The organism is Bradyrhizobium sp. BEA-2-5 (genome assembly GCF_032918025.1).
Lineage (GTDB): Bacteria > Pseudomonadota > Alphaproteobacteria > Rhizobiales > Xanthobacteraceae > Bradyrhizobium > Bradyrhizobium pachyrhizi.
This window is the reverse complement of sequence record NZ_CP136629.1, coordinates 3787282-3803250: the sequence shown is the minus strand read 5'-3', so window position 1 is coordinate 3803250 and position 15969 is coordinate 3787282. Positions and strand designations below refer to the sequence as shown.

The window sequence follows — 15969 nt, the reverse complement described above, 5'->3', positions numbered from 1 at the left end:
CGATCTCTGGCCTCGGGCGTGTTCCGCTTCAGAGCTTTTTCCCGCGCATCCAACCGGATGCGCGTGCCAAAGCTCGTCTGCCGTACGAGCCTGACCTAGCAGCCTTTGTCGAAAGGTCGCCACGCATAAAATATGCGAGCGTTATCCGGCTGAGGCAGCCTCCCCGTGCATCAGGCAATGGTGGTGACCAGCCGTGCGGGGGCACCGTCGGCGAGCATGATGCGCTCCCACAGCATGCGTCCCGGAAGGATCACGAGGTCCGCATCGGAGTTCGGACCCGTATTGACCTCGAGCGAGCTGAGCTGCCCGTCATACCAGCCGAGATCATTGAGGGCGGTGTCAGCCGCGAGGATTTCCGGAGAGGCATAAACACGTAGCGATTTGCCCAGGAATTCGGACAAGCCGGTTCGCCATTCGGCCTGCCTGGGCGCCGATGCGGCAAGCAGCCGATGCGTCAGGTCGCACACCAGATGGACCTTGCGCGTCGAGGATTCGACAAGGCGCTTCAGGGCGACATCCTGGGCCGGCTCGAACGGACCCATGAGCAATCGGCGCGCCGAGATCCACTGGGTTTCAGACAGATCGAGAATACCGCGCTCCCAGCGCGACACGGTCGCCTGATCCACACCCATCAATTCAGCGAGGTGGCTTTGCTTCATCTGACGAAGCAATCGCATTCTTCGCAACCCGCGGCCTTGATCACCCATCAACATTCACCCGACTTTGTTCTGCAACTCGTGGCGCAGGTCAGCGAAGACATGCGCCGCGGACACCGCTACCAGGAACGGCCGCGGCGTAAAATCCGCAGCCGCGCGCGCCTGGCGCTGGTCGAACCACAGGCATGTCACGAGCCCGGCCACGGCAGTCTGTCTTTTTTCGCATAGGGTGGTTGGCGAAACCGCACACCGCCATCACGATCACAATGCCCGTCCGGTCCGACCGCGCGATGCGGTGGCCACAACCGTTCCGCAAGCACGCTGATCGTCCCTGCGAAAGCAGGGACCCATTACGGCGCGGCCGGGGTTGGGAACAGGACTCGTCGTTCTGGCATCGCTCGACAATGACCATCGGTGGTTATGGGTCCCTGCTTTCGCAGGGACGACACTGAGTGTGTTGCGGAGCCGTGAATCAAGCTTCCGCATTCTCGCGGCATGAAGTGCCCGAGCCTTGCTGTAGTTGCCGCCCTCCTCTCACAGAGGGCGCAGGGAAAGCCGGGTGCCGATCGCGCTGAGTTGCCCGTCGGGGTGATTTGTCGCAGGCGACGCAAAGGGATTTGACTTGCGCCGGGGCAACTCGACCGCGTGCCCCGCATGCGCGAACATGTAGCTTGCTGTCAAAAGAATCCCGAATCGGCTGTCGGGGCGCGCGCCGCCCGCTCGTCCTCGGGACGCAAGGACATGGAGAGAAACGATGACGCCCATCATCACCGCCTTCGAACGGTCGCCCGATGGCGGCAAGGGACTGGCGCGCGACACGCGCGTTCGCTGGGCGCTGGAAGAAGCGGGCCAGCCTTACGAGGTTCGCCTTGTTTCGTTCCAGGCGATGAAGGCGCCTGCGCATCTGGCGCTGCATCCCTTCGGCCAGATTCCGACCTATGAGGAAGGTGATCTCGCGCTGTTCGAGACAGGCTCGATCGTGCTCCATATCGCCGAGCGTCATGCGGGCCTGCTGCCCGGCGAGGCCAATGCCCGCGCCCGCGCAATCACCTGGATGTTTGCCGCGGTCAACACGGTGGAACCGCCGATCCTCGAACTCATGACCGCCAGGATTCTGGAGAGCGACAAGCCCTGGACCAAAGAGCGCCTGCCGTTGGTTATGGATCGCATCCGCGACCGGCTGCAGCAACTCTCCGCCCGCCTCGGCAAGGCCGACTGGCTCGACGGCGCGTTCAGCGCGGGCGACCTGATGATGGTGTCGGTGCTGCTCAGGCTGAGAGCATCGGGCATTCTCGACGAATATCCGAGCCTGTCCGCCTATGTCGCCCGCGGCGAGGCCCGGCCGGCTTACCGCCGGGCTTTCGCCGCGCAGATGGCGATCAACACGGGTAAGCGACCGACCGGCTGACGCTGGCGACATCAGGGACAGGCTCTCGCGCAGATGGCAAAGCCGCCGGACGTGCTGCGCCCGTCCGGGCCAGGTTTGCTAGTCGAATGGATCGTGTTCTGGCAGCGGTTCGGTCAGTTCGAATCCTGGATGAAGCTGCGAGATAATCTCTATTGCGGTGCGGCCGGGTGCGATCCCCGCGGGGTGCACGCCCGACGCATCGAAATACTGGTTGCTCAGCACCGCGACACCGCATTGCAATTCCGGCACGACGATCACGATCGCTTCGAATCCGCCCCTGCTCGTCGCGCCGTTCTTTGTGAAAACGGTATGGCCCTGCGTGTCCGTGGTGATCTGCCAGGCGAGGCCCATGGTGACGCTGGTCTTCTCCCCGCAAACGGGGAATGTCCCCTGGTTCTGCTGCGTGAGCGCGATTTGCGAGCCGAGCGGCCCCTTCGGCGCCGCGATCTGCGCGGCAAGAAATTTGAGCATATCGTCGCCGGTGGTTTTCAGATCAAAGGCTGTGCCGCCGGTCGGCGTGTTGCGGTCGAAAACGATCTGGTATGGCGGCTCAGAGCTCTTGCTCCAATGCCCGATACATCCCTGCGCGATCTTCCATGATGAATTGACGACGGCGCCCGTTTGCTTCATGCCGAGCGGACCGGTGACGTATTCGGCCAAAATTTCGTTGTAGTTATGGCCCTTGTCTTTCGCAAACATCTGCGTGACCGCAAAGCCCAGGGTCACGAAGCCGATGTTGGAATACTGCCAGCAGCCCTGCGGCGGCGTATCATATTGATTCCACCAGTTGATGAGTTCACTGGAGGGCGGCTCGTCCGCAAACAGCTGCTCGCTGTAGCCAGTCAAGCCGTCCCCCGGCTGCTCCGGCATACCGGAGGTATGGGTGGCGAATTGCACGAGCTGGATGGCATCCAGCACGGGCGTTCCCACTGCGTTCGCGCTGAAGAGGTTCAAGTAAGGGCCGATGGTATCGTCAAGAGAAGGCCCACCCGCCTTGACGGCCACCGCCAGCAATGTGCTGGTGAACACCTTGGTCACCGATCCGATCTCGAACACCGTGTCGGTCGTGACACTGAATGGCGCGGGCGAAGAGCCGGCCACGCCTGACAGTCCCTTGGGGTAGACGTAGCCCTTGGTGCCGAACGACTTTTCGTCATAGACCGCGATGCAGCAGCCAGGGGCGTTGCTGATGTCGAGATATTTTTTTGCCGCCTGCTGAACGATCTGTGCCGGACTTGTCGTCGCATCGATCATCTGGTCGCTCATTTCGCCCTCCTGCCGGTGAAGATGCACCATGTTGACCTTTGGTTGCATCCTCTCATATAACGCCGTCCAGCGCGAGCGAAATCACCGTGACTATTTGTTTCAAGTTCGCTCCGTGGAAACAGCGTCGTCAGACGCCGCTTGCGCCGACTTCCGGGCAGTCGCGAAGACTCTAGCGGGAGTCGGGGCCAGGTTAGCCGAACGCGTAACCCGCCGCCTCGCGCCCGGCTTCAAGATGCGGCGGATCAAGCTTCGCCGGTCCAGCTGCGCGCTCGGCTGGATTATGCTTGCTGCCAGAGCATCGGAAATGACATGGTCGATCTCACCCCGCCGATGCAGGCAGAGCGCAGGACTTCTTCGTGAGCACCAATCAAGCGATCAAACTTGCGGTGATCGGACGCGGCCTGATCGGATCGGCGGCTGCGCGGCATCTGAGCAAGATGGGCCACGATGTTGCGCTGATCGGGCCCGATGAGCCGGCGGATTTTTCGCGCCATGGCGGCGTGTTCGGCAGCCACTATGACGAGGGCCGCATCACGCGGAGTTACGATCCGGGGCCGTTCTGGCGGCAAGCGAACCGCGCCGCGATTTCTCGCTACGGCGAGATTTCAGCGGAGAGCGGCGTGGAGTTCTATCGGGAAGCCGGTGCGCTTCACGTCGGCCGCAGCGAAACCACTGACGTTGCTTCGATCGGCAGGATCTGTGCCGAAGACGGGATCCAGTATGAAGCCTATCATGATGCGGGGCTCGCGGAGCGCTTTCCGTTTCTGAAATCGACGGCGGGAATGCAGGGTTATTTCGAGCCTCGCAATGCCGGATACATCAGCCCGCGCCGCCTGGTCCGCGCGCAGACGATCGCGGCGGAGTGTGCCGGCGCCCGGATCATCGACGAACCCGCGCTGGGGATTTCGGAAAGCGGCTCCGGCGTCACGATCCGGACGCGATCGGGCAGCGTCGAGGCCGAGCGTGTGCTGGTTGCGGCGGGCGGGCATACCCAATCGCTGCTCGGCTGCTCGCTGGGCTTTACGGTCTATGGGCGGACCGCGGCGCTGTTCCGGCTTGGTGCGGCGGAGGTTCAACGCCTGGCCGGAATGCCGTCGATGCGTTGTCTCGGGCCCAAGGGCGACAATCCCTACATCCTGCCGCCGATCCCCTATCCGGACGGCCAGACCTGGCTGAAGCTCGGCGGCGATCCGGTCGATCTTCCGCTCGACAGCGAGGCCGATATCAAGGACTGGTTCCGCTCGGGCGGATCGATTGAAGTCGCCGATCGGCTTCAAGGACAGATCCTTGACCGCATTCGCGACCTTGCTTTCGAGGAACGCCGCGTCGTGCCCTGCATGACCACTTTCGGCGACAGCGGCCTGCCCTGCATCGGACCGCTTTCGGAGCGCGTTACGGTCGCCTTCTGCTGCTACGGCAAGAGCGCAAAATGTTCGGACGAACTCGGCCGGCTCGGCGGCATGGCGCTGCTCGGCGAGGTCAGAGCGGAGCTCGCGCCGTGACGGAGTTTTAGCGGACGTAACGCACCCTCACGATCATCGCGCGAAGACGTGATGGATTACGCCTCGTTCATCCAGTCTGTCGGTGATGGTCTGCATCGCGCGACACAACGGCGAGGATCGCATTGCTCACGCAGCGTTGAGCCAGCGTGAGTGATGATTGCATTTAAGTCCGCCGTTGCCGTGCACACATGTCTGACGAGGCTAAACTCCTTGGCCCCATAAACAAAACGGAGAAACTCCATGACGAACGTCAAACTCCTGTCGGCTGCTTTGATCGCGGTTGCCATGATCGCGTCGCCGGCAATGGCGCGCGAAACCCACGCGATGTCCCGCCACGTCGCGGAGGCGAGCGTCGCCGCGCCGACCGAGCCCGTCTACGTTGACGGTCGCGCCTGCATCCCGGCGCCGCGCGTCGGCTCATTCGCCACTGCGCCCTGGACCGGCAACAATGTCCCCTGCGAACCGGGTCCGTATTGATCGCGGCGCACGCACCGATCGGCCGGGCTGCCCCTTAGCCGCTTGACCGCCGTGGTGCGCCATCTCGACATCTAGCGACGCAGCGAGTAGCCCGCATGAGCGCAGCGATATGCGGGACACCACGCGACAGACGGATAGAAATGCCCCGGATATCGCTTCGCTCATCCGGGCTACGCTTGCTACCGTCAGCAGCGCAAGGGATTGAGCGCGATTTTCGCTTGGTGCAATCGCAGCTCGCCTCCGATCGGATTGCGGCAAGCGCCATCGGCTACCTGCCCGCGCGTCAGTCGCGTGATATCGACAGCCCGGCGAGAAGCGGCGCGTACGCGGTGAGCCTGCGGGATACGAACTCGGTGAAGAGCCGCACGCGCTTCGTCTTGCGTGTCTCCCCCTGTGTGAGAAGCCAGAGCGTCCCGTACATGTGCAGGTCGGTGCCCGGCACCCTCACCAGCAGGGGGTCGGCATCTCCGACGAAGCACGGCAGCGTCGTCATCCCGAGCCCCTGCCGCACCGCGACGATCTGTGCCGCGGCATCTGTGGCCCTGAACGGAACCTCGGCGGCGCGAACCTCGCCCTCGTGGGCCCAGTCCGGGATTCCGTGAATGCTTATGACGATCCACCTGACGGGATCAGGCGCGCCCGCACGCCACGCCGCCAGTCGATCGCGGGATATGTAGATGCCTCCGAACAGCTCCGGTCCCTTCAGGCCGTGAAGATTGAGCGGCAGGGTTTTGCGGTCGTAGACGACGCGGATCGCGACGTCGGCCTCCCGGTTGGTCAGATTTGCCAGCTCGCCGGACGACAAGATTTCCATTTCGATGTCCGGATGCAGACGCGCGAAATCGGCGAAATCCGGCATAAGCAGGTGTGTCGCGAGGGTCGGTGCCAGCGTCACCCGCAGAAGCCCGCGCACGCTCTGGTCGCGGCCAAAGACGCGCGTCTCCAGCTGGTGCGACGACGCTTCCATCTGGTCCGCGAGCTCGAGGACCTCTTCCCCCGCAGCCGTCAGGCGGTAACCCGAAGGCAGCTTCTCGAACATCTGCGCTCCGAGCCGTTCCTCCAGCTGGGCGACGCGTCGCAGCACGGTCGAGTGGTTCACCCCGAGGCGCTCGGCGGCAGCCCGCACCGAGCCTCCGCGCGCGACGGCAAGAAAGTAGCGAACGTCATCCCAGTCGATCATGGTGCAATCCAGCACCGCTGGGGTGCGCCTTCCAAAGCCCGTCTCCAGTACATCGAACAGCATCTCGTATGTGGGTAGCACGGGCGATCATCATAGCCCAAGCCGAATAGCCACGCCGACAAGCGCGGCCCAATTCCGAACGGCGGACACCGATCGTCGCGGCTGGCGTCAGTCGTCCTGCCGGATCGATTTCGCACCACCGATGTGCGCGCTTCCGCACTCAACGCCTGACGCCGGCGGAGCTACGTCGAGGTTCTCGAGGGCCATCTCGTAAATGGGACCCGAGACGCTGTCCGACACGACGAAAGGAGAAGTCATGGGAAAGCTTGAGGGAAAGGTTGCAGTCATCACGGGTGGATCGAGCGGTATGGCGCTGGCGAGCGCCAGGCGGTTCGTTGAAGAAGGCGCCTATGTTTTCATCACGGGCCGAAGGCAGGAGGCGCTCGACCAGGCCGTCAGGCTGATCGGCCGGAACGTAACCGGCGTGCGCGGCGACGCGGCCAATCTCGACGACCTCGACCGTCTGTTCGACACGGTCAAGCGGGAAAAGGGCAAGATCGACGTCCTGTACGCGAGCGCCGGCATCGGCGAAGCCGTCCCACTCGGCGAGATTACCGAGCGGCATTTCGATGCGACCTTCGACCTGAATACGCGCGGCACGCTGTTTGCGGTTCAGAAGGCGTTGCCGCTGTTCAACGATGGCGGATCGATCTTCATGACCGGGTCGGTCGCGTCCGTAAAAGGTTTTCCCGGTTACGGCGTATATGCGGCGAGCAAGGCGGCATTGCGCTCATTCGCGCGCACCTGGCTCAACGAACTGAAGGGCAGGAATATCCGGGTGAACGTGCTGAGCCCGGGGCCGATCGCCACACCGATGCAGGACCAGGTTCTCACCGAGGAGGCGAAGCGGATGTTCGAATCCCTGATCCCGCGGGGAAAGATGGGTCGTCCTGAGGAAATTGCCGCGGCCGCGCTGTTTCTTGCCTCAGACGATTCGAGCTTCGTGAATGGGGTGGATTTGTCTGTCGACGGCGGTTTTTCGGCCATCTGAAATCGAATCAACACCAACACGGATCGGAGAAACATCATGAGCTACGCGATTGTAGGATTCGGTAAGATAGGTCAGGCCCTCGCCCACGCCTTCGCCCGCAAAAACATCGACGTGACCGTCGCCAGCCGCCGGCCGCCCGAGGCGTTGGCGCCGCAGGCTCGGGCGATTGGACCCACGGTCGTCGCCAAGTTGTTGCGGGAAGCACTCGAGGCCGACACAATCATCCTGGCGGTCCCGTTCGGGGAGCATCGCGAGGTTGCGAAGGCCCTGCCGAGCTGGAAAGGCAAGACGGTCATCGATGCGATGAACGCGTTTCCAGTCCCTGAAGAGCTGGACGGCCTCCCGTCCTCCGCCTTCGTCGCGAAGGCGTTCACCGGCGCCAAGCTCGTCAAAGGGTTCAATCACCTGATTGCGGCCACCCTGGCTGCCGATCCGATCGTCGAGGGCGGGCACCGGGTCGTCTTGCTGTCTGGTGACGACGAGGACGCGACCGCTCCTGTGGCGGCCTTGGCGAAGCAACTCGGGTTCGCGCCCGTCAAGCTGGGAAAGCTCAACGAGGGTGGCGCGCTGGTGCACGCACGCGGGCGCAGTTGGGGCCCGCTCATCTTCCAGGATTTGTTCAAGAAGGAGCAGTGATCGGACCCTCGGAAGCCGGGTAGCCCGCATGAGCAGAGCGACATGCGGGATGCGGTGGACGAAAGATTCCCGGATGTCGCTGCGCTCATCCGGGCTACGCTTGCCGTCGTGGCGATCCGCCCTCGCGTAGGACTTACGAGGGCGGTGGTCGCAAACGACGATCTCAATCAAGTGCCTTGATCGGCTCGGACATCGTTATCCGGTTCTTCACGCTAGGACGCTCCTGCATCGCTGCGTACCATGCCAAAAGAGCCTCGCACTCCACCGGCACCGGCACGTTCACCAGTCCCGCGAAGATCAAGCCGCCGATGAGGGTGACATCGGCCATCGTGAATGCGTCGCCGGCAACGAACGGCTGTCGTTTCAGAATGCCGTCAAAGTAGTGCATCCCCCTGAGGGCCTTGTCGCGCTGACGGAATCCCCATTCGGGGTTCTGATAGATCTCGACATGAGGCCCGAGACCTGGCGTGGCGTGGTGAAAATAGACGCTGACGGCGTCGAGCACTTCCAGTTCGGCGCGCTTGCTCATCATGTGGATCACACCCTTTTCGCGCGGCGTCCTGCCGGTCAGCGTCGGCGCGCCAACGAGCGCGTCAAGGTACTCGGTAATAGCCGTGCACTCGCCAATGAAGGTCCCGTCGTCGAGTTCGAGCACCGGCAGCGTGCCGGAGTAGTTCTTGGCGAGGAATTCGGGCTGCTTGTGCTCGCCCTTGTAGAGATCGACCAGTACGAACTCCACTTGCGGCCGCAGGTTCTTCTCGGCCAAAGCGATGCGAACGCGGGCCGGATATGGGCCAGTTGGCCAATCGTAAATCTTCATCAGGACTCCTGTGTCTACCTGTCACTTGGTAGGCTAAATTAGCCTTCAAATCGGGCAGGTCAACGCCTATCTGTCACTTGGTAGATAACGAAGCGGTGAGGCAATGATGAGTTCAAGCTCTCGGGAAGCCATCCTGGCGGCGGCAAAGCGGACCGCGCAGGCCCGCGGCTATGGCGGCTTGAATTTCCGTGATCTCGCGGACGAAGTCGGGATCAAGGCCGCCAGCATCTATCACCATTTTCCGAGCAAGGCCGATCTCGGCGTGGCCGTCGCGCGGCGCTACTGGGAGGACACCGCCGCCCAACTCGAGGCGATGCTGGCAGAAGCGGCCGATCCTGTCCGCTGCCTGCGTCGATACCCCGATGTGTTTCGCAAGGCGCTCGAGAGCAACAATCGCATGTGCCTCTGCAGCTTCATGTCGGCGGAAGTCGACGACCTGCCGGACGCAGTGAAGAAGGAAGTCCAGATCTTTGCCGACGTCAACGTGGCGTGGCTGAGCAAGCTGTTGGTGGCCGCGGGCCTGGTCAGCGCAAGAAAGAGCGAACAGCGCGCCCGCGCCATCTTCGCCGCCGTCGCCGGCGCGCAGCTCGTCGCCAGAAGCCGCTCCGATATTTCGCTCTACGACTCCTTGATCGACAACTATCGCGCCGCCGGCCTGCTGCCGGCGTAGCTCATCCATGGCTCGATGATCGATATGGTGCATCACGCCTCTCCAGCCGATCCGCTCTGCCCGCTTCAGCCGGCGCGCGGGCACGAAACCGCATTCTCGCGACTGAACCGTCCGAGCTTTGCTCTTGGTTTCACCCTCGTTGAGAATAGAGGGCGCAGGGAAAGCCGGGTGCCGATCGCACCCATGGGCCCCGAGCAATGGGTAGAAAGCTCGGGGGTAGGACCACAGGTGTAACCGGAAACAACCCGGCTTTCCCTGCGCGATGGGTTACGGCTTACTTCGTGCTCTCCCCGGCGAGACTTGGCTTGTTTGTCACCGTCTTCGCCACGCGCACCGCGCAATGTGAAGAGACACCTGCCACTTGGGCGTCAGGACCACACGACTTCGCCGTCCGCCTCACGCGCACTCGTCAGTCGCGCATTCAGCGTCCACCGCATCTCGACCCGCGTTCGTGACGATCGCGATCCGCCCCTCGTCTCGGGTGAGACGCGCATATTGAACATCTGAGTTGGGTCAAACGCCAAGCGGAATATTTTCTTATTCGCAGATTGACAGGTTTTGGTGAGTTGCCCGTCGGGGTGATTTGTCGCAGGTGGTGAAGCGGGATTTGATTTGTGTTGAAGGCAAATCCAACCGACACGCCGGAAGTGGCCATCAAAAATCCTCGTCGGCGCTCTGAGTATCGGCCTCCAATAGATCGTATATGCCCATGTTGGTGGCCAAAAGACCGCCATCTTCCAGATGGTCAAGTTCAACGAAACCGGCTCGCTCAAAGATCAGCCAAATGTTTCTCTCTGCCCGCGATAGCCAGAGCTGAATCGCGAGAAGCCTCCGCCTCATCGTTCGACAGCCGTCCTCATCCAGATCACCAGGCCATGCGCCGTCATGAAACAAGCGATGGACAAAGTAATCTCGTTTGTCCTTTATCCATTTGAGATAGGCTATATCTGCGCCTTGCACCCCATGCCGCTCAAGGATCTTAATCAACGATCCGAGCGTAGAGCCTTGCAGCAAAGAGCGCTTGGACAAAGACCGCTCCCAGTGGTCCTTGTCCGACCCAAGGGCCTTTTCCAGCCTAACTCGATCACACGTAAGTTCGCGCCCCAGTTCGTGTCGCAATCTCGCACGATGCTCTGCGAGCCGCCGCCAGTCACTCAACAATTGCGGCGTGTAGCTACATTCATCGGTGTCGATGAGTTTGCCATGCCGATAACACATCCAGATGCCGTTTTCGATCGAACGCAGTTCGTCGATACTTTTGCTACGGCCTGTTCGACGTGCAGCCGGACCGTCCGCTGCCGCATAGATGTGACAGGCCATTCCTGTCTTTGCGATACTAGTCGCCGACTCTGCACTTGGACCGATCGTCGACGCATTGCAATCTGGAAATGAGCAGCGGTGCCCTACCCGCTCGGCCAGCGCCTTGATCACGGTCGCTGGAAAGTCTGCTTCCCTCGCCACTATTCGCCAACCCTAGGATTCGTGCGAAATGAGTGTCTCGTTTCGGCCTAAGGCCTCGGCTATTTTGCCCCCTACTCCCACTCGATCGTCCCCGGCGGCTTGCTGGTCACATCGTACACCACCCGGTTCACGCCCTTCACCTCGTTGATGATGCGCGTCGCCGTCTCCCCCAGGAACTTCATGTCGAACTGGTAGAAATCCGCGGTCATGCCGTCGGTCGACGTCACGGCGCGCAGGCCGACGACGTAGTCGTAGGTGCGGCCGTCGCCCATGACGCCGACGGTCTTGACCGGGAGCAGCACGGCGAAGGCCTGCCAGATCTCGTCGTAGAGGCCGTGCTTCCTGATCTGGTCGATGTAGACGGCGTCCGCTTTGCGCAGGATGTCGAGCTTATCCTTCGTGATCTCGCCGGGGCAGCGGATGGCGAGGCCGGGGCCCGGGAACGGGTGACGGCCGACGAAGATTTCGGGAAGGCCCAGCTCGCGGCCGAGCTTGCGCACCTCGTCCTTGAACAGCTCGCGCAAGGGCTCGACGAGCTTCATGTTCATGCGCTCGGGCAGGCCGCCGACATTATGGTGCGACTTGATGGTGACGGAGGGGCCGCCGGTGAAGGAGACGCTCTCGATCACGTCGGGGTAGAGCGTGCCTTGCGCCAGGAAATCGGCGCCGCCGATCTTCTTGGCCTCGGCCTCGAACACCTCGATGAAGAGGCGGCCGATGGTCTTGCGCTTCGCTTCCGGGTCGGTGACGCCTTCGAGCTCGCCCAGAAACTGTTTCGAGGCATCCACGTGCACGAGCGGGATGTTGTAGTGGTGGCGGAACAGGTCGACGACCTGCTCGGCCTCGTTGAGGCGCATCAAGCCGTGATCGACGAAGACGCAGGTGAGCTGGTCGCCGATCGCCTCATGAATCAGCACGGCCGCCACGGCCGAATCGACGCCGCCGGACAGGCCGCAGATCACCCTGCCCTTGCCGACCTGCGCGCGGATCTTGGCGATCTCCTCCTCGCGGAAGGCGCGCATGGTCCAGTCGCCGGTGAGGCCGGCGATCTTGCGGACGAAGTTGCGGATCAGTTTCGCGCCGTCGGGCGTGTGCACCACTTCGGGGTGGAACATCAGGCCGTAATATTTGCGTTTCTCGTCCTGGATGATCGCGAAAGGCGCGTTCGGTGAGGTGCCGGCGACGGAGAAGCCCGGCGGCATCCTGGTGATGCGGTCGCCATGGCTCATCCAGACCTGGTTCTTGCTGCCTGACGACCAGACGTCCTCGAACAGCTTGCTCTCGGCCTTGACCTCGACGTCGGCGCGGCCGAATTCGCGGTGATGGCCGCCCTCGACCTCGCCGCCGAGCTGCGCGGCCATGGTCATCTGGCCGTAGCAGATGCCCATCACGGGCACGCCGGAGGCGAAGATCAATTGCGGCGCGCGGGGCGAGCCGGCCTCGTGCACCGACTCGGGGCCGCCGGAGAGGATCACCGCCTTCGGCTTCATCTCCTTGAAGGCCTCTTCGGCCTTGTTGAACGGCACGATCTCGCAATAGACGCCGTCCTCGCGCACGCGACGCGCGATCAGCTGCGTCACCTGGCTGCCGAAGTCGACGATGAGAATCTTGTCGTGCGCCGAGGCCACCGAGGGCGTCGACGGTTCGCGGGCTGTGTGCTGGGCTGTCATGGCAAGCAGATACGCGACGGCGCCCGCCCCCGCAACCGCGCTCGAAGGGGCGCCCACATGCTTCTTTGGGCATGGACAAACGGATATAGGTCAGTATTATTGACCTAATTTGGCCGTAAGCCACATGGAGGAAACCAATGCCGGATTTTCACGACCCATCCCGCCTTGCCGCGCTCGGCCACGACTGGATCGCTGCCTGGAACGCGCGCGACCTCGAGCGCGTTCTGGCGATGTATGCCGAGGATGCCGAGATGACCTCGGACCGGATTCCGCCGCTCGGCTTCGGCGCGTCAGGCACCGTGCTCGGCAAGGCCAGCTTGCGGGCCTATTGGAGCGCGGCGCTGGCGAAATTGCCCGAGCTGCATTTCGAGCTGATCGACCTCTATGTCTCGCCCGACAGCGTCGTCGTGTTCTACCAGAATGAACGCGGCAAGAAGATTTGCGAGTATCTGCGGCTGGATGCCGAGGGGAAGATCCGGCAGGGCTCGGCGAACCATCTGGTGCATTAAGCTGCTGCGCCACTCCTGCTCTCCCGTCACCCCCGCGCAAAGGCTTCGCCTTTGTCGCTGGAGGTGGCCGCCTCTTCAGCGGCCCTCGAAGGGCGACAGCCCGGCTCCATCCCCATCCTTCGAGGCCCGCCGAGCGTTGCTTGCGCACCGCTCGACGCGCACCTCCAGCGACAACGGCTTCGCCGTTGCGCGGGGATGACGCCGGCATTTGGAGATGCAGACGCGTAGAGCCACAGAACGTCAGGATCCAGCCCATGAGAATCCCGCCCCTGCCCTTCACCGTCACCGACTGGAGCAACGTCGAGCCTTCAGTGCATCCCGGCGAGACCGGACAGGCCAGGTGGCGCACGCTCAATATCGGCGATCTCCGGGTGCGGATGGTGGAATATTCGCCGGGCTATCTCGCCGATCATTGGTGCGATCGCGGCCACGTGCTGTACGTGTTGAAGGGCGAGCTCGACTCCGAGCTGCGCGACGGGCGCAAATTCAAGCTGACCGCAGGCATGAGCTACCAGGTCTCGGATTTCGGCGACGCGGCGCACCGGTCGTCGACCAAGACGGGTGCGACGCTGTTTATTGTGGATTGAAGAGCAACCCCGTTGTCTCCCGTCACCCTGAGGAGCGCGTAGCGCGTCTCGAAGGGCGACAGCCCGGCTCCATCCCCATCCTTCGAGGCTCGCCGCGCGTTGCTGGCGCACCGCCCGGCGCGCACCTCAGGATGACGACAGTGTTTGCGGAGACCGGCAACGAAGTAGCCGCTAACACGCACTCACCGCCGCCGCGCCACCTTCCTCACCTTCGTATCCGCCCAGCCCAGCGGCTTGCCGCTCTTCGACGGCAGCACGAGTTGCCCGACCGCCTGCCCGGCCTGGTCGAGCAGCACCGAATGCGCCTCGCCGCGCGCATAGAGATGCGCCTCGCCCCATTGGCGCAAGGAGACCACGATCGGGAACAGGTCGTGGCCCCGCCTGGTCAGCACATATTCCTGATAGGCGCTGCCGTCGGAGGCCGCGACCTGCTCGAGCACGTCGAGCTCGACCAGCTTGCGCAGGCGCGTGCTGAGCATGCCCTTGGCAATGCCGAGGTTCTTCTGGAAATCGCCGAACCGGCGCAGCCCGTCGAAAGCATCGCGCACGATCAGGAGCGACCACCAGTCTCCGATCGCATCGAGCGCGCGCGCCACCGGGCAGTCCGCTTTGGCGAATCCGGTCCGCTTCATGGCGGCCAACCTTTCTCGATCACGATTCCGAACTGGTTCTAAAATAGGACTAGACAGCGCTTCGCGCAACTGGTCTCATGATGAGACCAGATTGCGAATTGCGGCGGAGGCAAGATGACGAACCAGATCATGGCTGAGGCCCGGCCGGCCGAGGACCATCACAAGACAAACGACAAGCCCGGCGACACCACGGCTCGTGCTCTGTCGCCCGCCGTCGTGCTGCTGTTCGCCGTCGCCTGCGGGCTGAGCGTCGCCAACATCTATTTCGCGCAGCCGCTGCTGGATACCATGGCGCAGGATCTCGGCATCACGCCTGCGGTGATCGGCGGCGTCGTGACGCTGACCCAGATCGGCTACGCGTTCGGCCTGATCCTGATCGTGCCGCTCGGCGACCTCTGGGATCGCCGACGTCTGATCGCCGGCCAGACCGTGCTGTCGGCGATCGCGCTCACCATCGTCGGCACCGCGCCGAACGCCCCGGTGCTGCTGGTCGGCATGGTGCTGGTCGGGCTGCTCGCCGTCGTGATCCAGGTGCTGGTCGCCTACGCCGCGACGCTGGCAGCGCCGGCCGACCGCGGCCGCACCATCGGCACCGTCACCAGCGGCGTGGTTTCGGGCATCCTGCTGGCACGTTTTGCCGCCGGCGCGCTGGCCGATCTCGGCGGCTGGCGCGTCGTCTATCTCACCTCGGCCGCGCTGACGCTGGTGCTGGCGGCGCTGCTGGCGCGCGCGCTGCCGCGGCATGCGCCGCAGCCGATGGCCGGATCGTCCTACGCCAAGCTGCTGCGCTCGACGGTCGCGCTGTTCGTCGAGGAGCAGGTCTTGCGCGAGCGCGCGGTGTTCGCGCTCTTGATCTTCGCAAGCTTCAGCGTGTTCTGGAGCTCGGTCGTGCTGCCGCTCGCGGCACCTCCGCTCTCGCTGTCGCACACCACCATCGGGATGCTCGGCATCGCCGGTCTCGCCGGCGCGCTGGCGGCGCGCAATTCCGGCCGCCTCGCCGACCGCGGCTGGGGGCAGCGCACCACCGGCTTGTCGCTGCTGCTGATGCTCGCCGGCTGGGTTCCGATCGCCTGCCTCAACACATCGCTATGGCTGGTGCTGGCCGGCGTGCTGATGATCGACTTCGCGGTGCAAGCGATCCATGTGACCAGCCAGAGCCTGATCGTCGCCGCCCGTCCCGACGCAGCGAGCAGGCTGGTCGGCGGCTACATGGTATTCTACTCGATCGGAACAGGTTTTGGCGCGATCACCTCGACGATGGCCTATGCGGCCGCCGGCTGGCCCGGCGTCTGCGTCCTGGGTGCCGCGATCAGCGCCTGCGCGTTGCTATACTGGGTCATCGTGGCGAGCAGGACGCCGACGGCAGTTGGTGCGGCGTATGATTGCGGACACTCATGACGTGGATTTCGTCATTCCGGGGCAATGCGTAAGCATTGAACCCGGA

At 63.3% G+C, this 15969-nt stretch carries 17 protein-coding genes; 9 read left to right on the top strand and 8 right to left on the bottom strand.

The annotated features are described in order from the left end of the window. Window positions 1-170 precede the first annotated feature (170 nt). On the bottom strand, window positions 171-707 hold the full coding sequence (locus RX327_RS17560; RefSeq protein ID WP_028335070.1) for a helix-turn-helix domain-containing protein: 537 nt from the start codon (window positions 705-707) through the stop codon (window positions 171-173). A gap of 6 nt (window positions 708-713) precedes the next feature. Continuing rightward, the gene (locus tag RX327_RS17555) at window positions 714-860 is read right to left on the bottom strand and encodes a hypothetical protein (RefSeq protein WP_160321808.1); all 147 of its coding nucleotides are present in this window, start codon (window positions 858-860) and stop codon (window positions 714-716) included. 550 nt (window positions 861-1410) lie between these two features. Between RX327_RS17555 and RX327_RS17550 the strand changes: the two genes are divergently transcribed. Then, on the top strand, window positions 1411-2064 hold the full coding sequence (locus RX327_RS17550) for a glutathione S-transferase family protein (protein ID WP_050386711.1): 654 nt from the start codon (window positions 1411-1413) through the stop codon (window positions 2062-2064). Between the two features lie 78 nt (window positions 2065-2142). Here the strand turns inward: RX327_RS17550 and RX327_RS17545 are convergent, their stop codons facing one another. Continuing rightward, a complete protein-coding gene (locus tag RX327_RS17545) occupies window positions 2143-3330 on the bottom strand; it encodes a serine hydrolase domain-containing protein (RefSeq protein ID WP_160321809.1) in 1188 nt (395 codons plus the stop codon). 356 nt (window positions 3331-3686) lie between these two features. On the opposite strand from RX327_RS17545, the gene RX327_RS17540 reads away from it, so the two are divergent. Together RX327_RS17540 and RX327_RS17535 are read left to right on the top strand one after the other, a co-directional pair. After that, window positions 3687-4832: an NAD(P)/FAD-dependent oxidoreductase gene (locus RX327_RS17540; RefSeq protein WP_317250969.1), complete on the top strand. Its 1146-nt coding sequence runs from the start codon at window positions 3687-3689 to the stop codon at window positions 4830-4832. 240 nt (window positions 4833-5072) lie between these two features. After that, window positions 5073-5309, top strand: a complete 237-nt coding sequence (locus tag RX327_RS17535; RefSeq protein ID WP_050386713.1) for a hypothetical protein — start codon at window positions 5073-5075, stop codon at window positions 5307-5309. Window positions 5310-5592: 283 nt separating this feature from the next. On the opposite strand, the gene RX327_RS17530 is transcribed toward RX327_RS17535, so the two are convergent. Then, window positions 5593-6489, bottom strand: coding sequence for a LysR family transcriptional regulator (locus tag RX327_RS17530; protein ID WP_050386767.1), 897 nt, complete (start codon window positions 6487-6489; stop codon window positions 5593-5595). Window positions 6490-6805: 316 nt separating this feature from the next. Here RX327_RS17530 and RX327_RS17525 point away from each other — a divergent pair, with 316 nt between their 5' ends. Further along, window positions 6806-7540: an SDR family NAD(P)-dependent oxidoreductase gene (locus tag RX327_RS17525; RefSeq protein ID WP_050386768.1), complete on the top strand. Its 735-nt coding sequence runs from the start codon at window positions 6806-6808 to the stop codon at window positions 7538-7540. 36 nt (window positions 7541-7576) lie between these two features. Beyond that, the gene (locus RX327_RS17520) at window positions 7577-8176 is read left to right on the top strand and encodes an NADPH-dependent F420 reductase (RefSeq protein ID WP_317250968.1); all 600 of its coding nucleotides are present in this window, start codon (window positions 7577-7579) and stop codon (window positions 8174-8176) included. Between the two features lie 163 nt (window positions 8177-8339). On the opposite strand, the gene RX327_RS17515 is transcribed toward RX327_RS17520, so the two are convergent. Then, window positions 8340-8996: a glutathione S-transferase gene (locus RX327_RS17515; protein ID WP_050386715.1), complete on the bottom strand. Its 657-nt coding sequence runs from the start codon at window positions 8994-8996 to the stop codon at window positions 8340-8342. Window positions 8997-9102: 106 nt separating this feature from the next. Between RX327_RS17515 and RX327_RS17510 the strand changes: the two genes are divergently transcribed. Further along, window positions 9103-9666, top strand: a complete 564-nt coding sequence (locus tag RX327_RS17510) for a TetR/AcrR family transcriptional regulator (protein ID WP_050386769.1) — start codon at window positions 9103-9105, stop codon at window positions 9664-9666. A gap of 654 nt (window positions 9667-10320) precedes the next feature. On the opposite strand, the gene RX327_RS17505 is transcribed toward RX327_RS17510, so the two are convergent. Beyond that, window positions 10321-11097 carry a hypothetical protein gene (locus RX327_RS17505; protein ID WP_317250967.1) on the bottom strand — a complete coding sequence of 259 codons (777 nt, stop codon included), beginning with the start codon at window positions 11095-11097 and terminating at the stop codon, window positions 10321-10323. 101 nt (window positions 11098-11198) lie between these two features. Beyond that, the gene (gene guaA, locus RX327_RS17500) at window positions 11199-12797 is read right to left on the bottom strand and encodes a glutamine-hydrolyzing GMP synthase (RefSeq protein WP_317250966.1); all 1599 of its coding nucleotides are present in this window, start codon (window positions 12795-12797) and stop codon (window positions 11199-11201) included. A 137-nt stretch (window positions 12798-12934) separates the two neighbouring features. Here guaA and RX327_RS17495 point away from each other — a divergent pair, with 137 nt between their 5' ends. Then, window positions 12935-13306 (top strand): nuclear transport factor 2 family protein, encoded by a 372-nt coding sequence (locus RX327_RS17495; protein WP_050386716.1) that lies wholly within the window; start codon window positions 12935-12937, stop codon window positions 13304-13306. A gap of 254 nt (window positions 13307-13560) precedes the next feature. Continuing rightward, window positions 13561-13893, top strand: coding sequence for a DHCW motif cupin fold protein (locus tag RX327_RS17490; protein WP_317250965.1), 333 nt, complete (start codon window positions 13561-13563; stop codon window positions 13891-13893). 182 nt (window positions 13894-14075) lie between these two features. Here the strand turns inward: RX327_RS17490 and RX327_RS17485 are convergent, their stop codons facing one another. After that, on the bottom strand, window positions 14076-14525 hold the full coding sequence (locus tag RX327_RS17485; RefSeq protein ID WP_317250964.1) for a helix-turn-helix domain-containing protein: 450 nt from the start codon (window positions 14523-14525) through the stop codon (window positions 14076-14078). Window positions 14526-14639: 114 nt separating this feature from the next. On the opposite strand from RX327_RS17485, the gene RX327_RS17480 reads away from it, so the two are divergent. Continuing rightward, window positions 14640-15923, top strand: a complete 1284-nt coding sequence (locus tag RX327_RS17480) for an MFS transporter (RefSeq protein ID WP_317250963.1) — start codon at window positions 14640-14642, stop codon at window positions 15921-15923. The last annotated feature ends 46 nt before the right edge of the window (window positions 15924-15969 follow it).

Coding starts and splice junctions, on each gene's coding strand:
- RX327_RS17560 (WP_028335070.1), bottom strand. CDS start 707: ATGGGTGATCAAGGCCGCGGGTTGCGAAGAATGCGATTGCTTCGTCAG.
- RX327_RS17550 (WP_050386711.1), top strand. CDS start 1,411: ATGACGCCCATCATCACCGCCTTCGAACGGTCGCCCGATGGCGGCAAG.
- RX327_RS17545 (WP_160321809.1), bottom strand. CDS start 3,330: ATGAGCGACCAGATGATCGATGCGACGACAAGTCCGGCACAGATCGTT.
- RX327_RS17535 (WP_050386713.1), top strand. CDS start 5,073: ATGACGAACGTCAAACTCCTGTCGGCTGCTTTGATCGCGGTTGCCATG.
- RX327_RS17530 (WP_050386767.1), bottom strand. CDS start 6,489: ATGATCGACTGGGATGACGTTCGCTACTTTCTTGCCGTCGCGCGCGGA.
- RX327_RS17525 (WP_050386768.1), top strand. CDS start 6,806: ATGGGAAAGCTTGAGGGAAAGGTTGCAGTCATCACGGGTGGATCGAGC.
- RX327_RS17520 (WP_317250968.1), top strand. CDS start 7,577: ATGAGCTACGCGATTGTAGGATTCGGTAAGATAGGTCAGGCCCTCGCC.
- RX327_RS17515 (WP_050386715.1), bottom strand. CDS start 8,996: ATGAAGATTTACGATTGGCCAACTGGCCCATATCCGGCCCGCGTTCGC.
- RX327_RS17510 (WP_050386769.1), top strand. CDS start 9,103: ATGAGTTCAAGCTCTCGGGAAGCCATCCTGGCGGCGGCAAAGCGGACC.
- guaA (WP_317250966.1), bottom strand. CDS start 12,797: ATGACAGCCCAGCACACAGCCCGCGAACCGTCGACGCCCTCGGTGGCC.
- RX327_RS17495 (WP_050386716.1), top strand. CDS start 12,935: ATGCCGGATTTTCACGACCCATCCCGCCTTGCCGCGCTCGGCCACGAC.
- RX327_RS17490 (WP_317250965.1), top strand. CDS start 13,561: ATGAGAATCCCGCCCCTGCCCTTCACCGTCACCGACTGGAGCAACGTC.
- RX327_RS17485 (WP_317250964.1), bottom strand. CDS start 14,525: ATGAAGCGGACCGGATTCGCCAAAGCGGACTGCCCGGTGGCGCGCGCG.
- RX327_RS17480 (WP_317250963.1), top strand. CDS start 14,640: ATGACGAACCAGATCATGGCTGAGGCCCGGCCGGCCGAGGACCATCAC.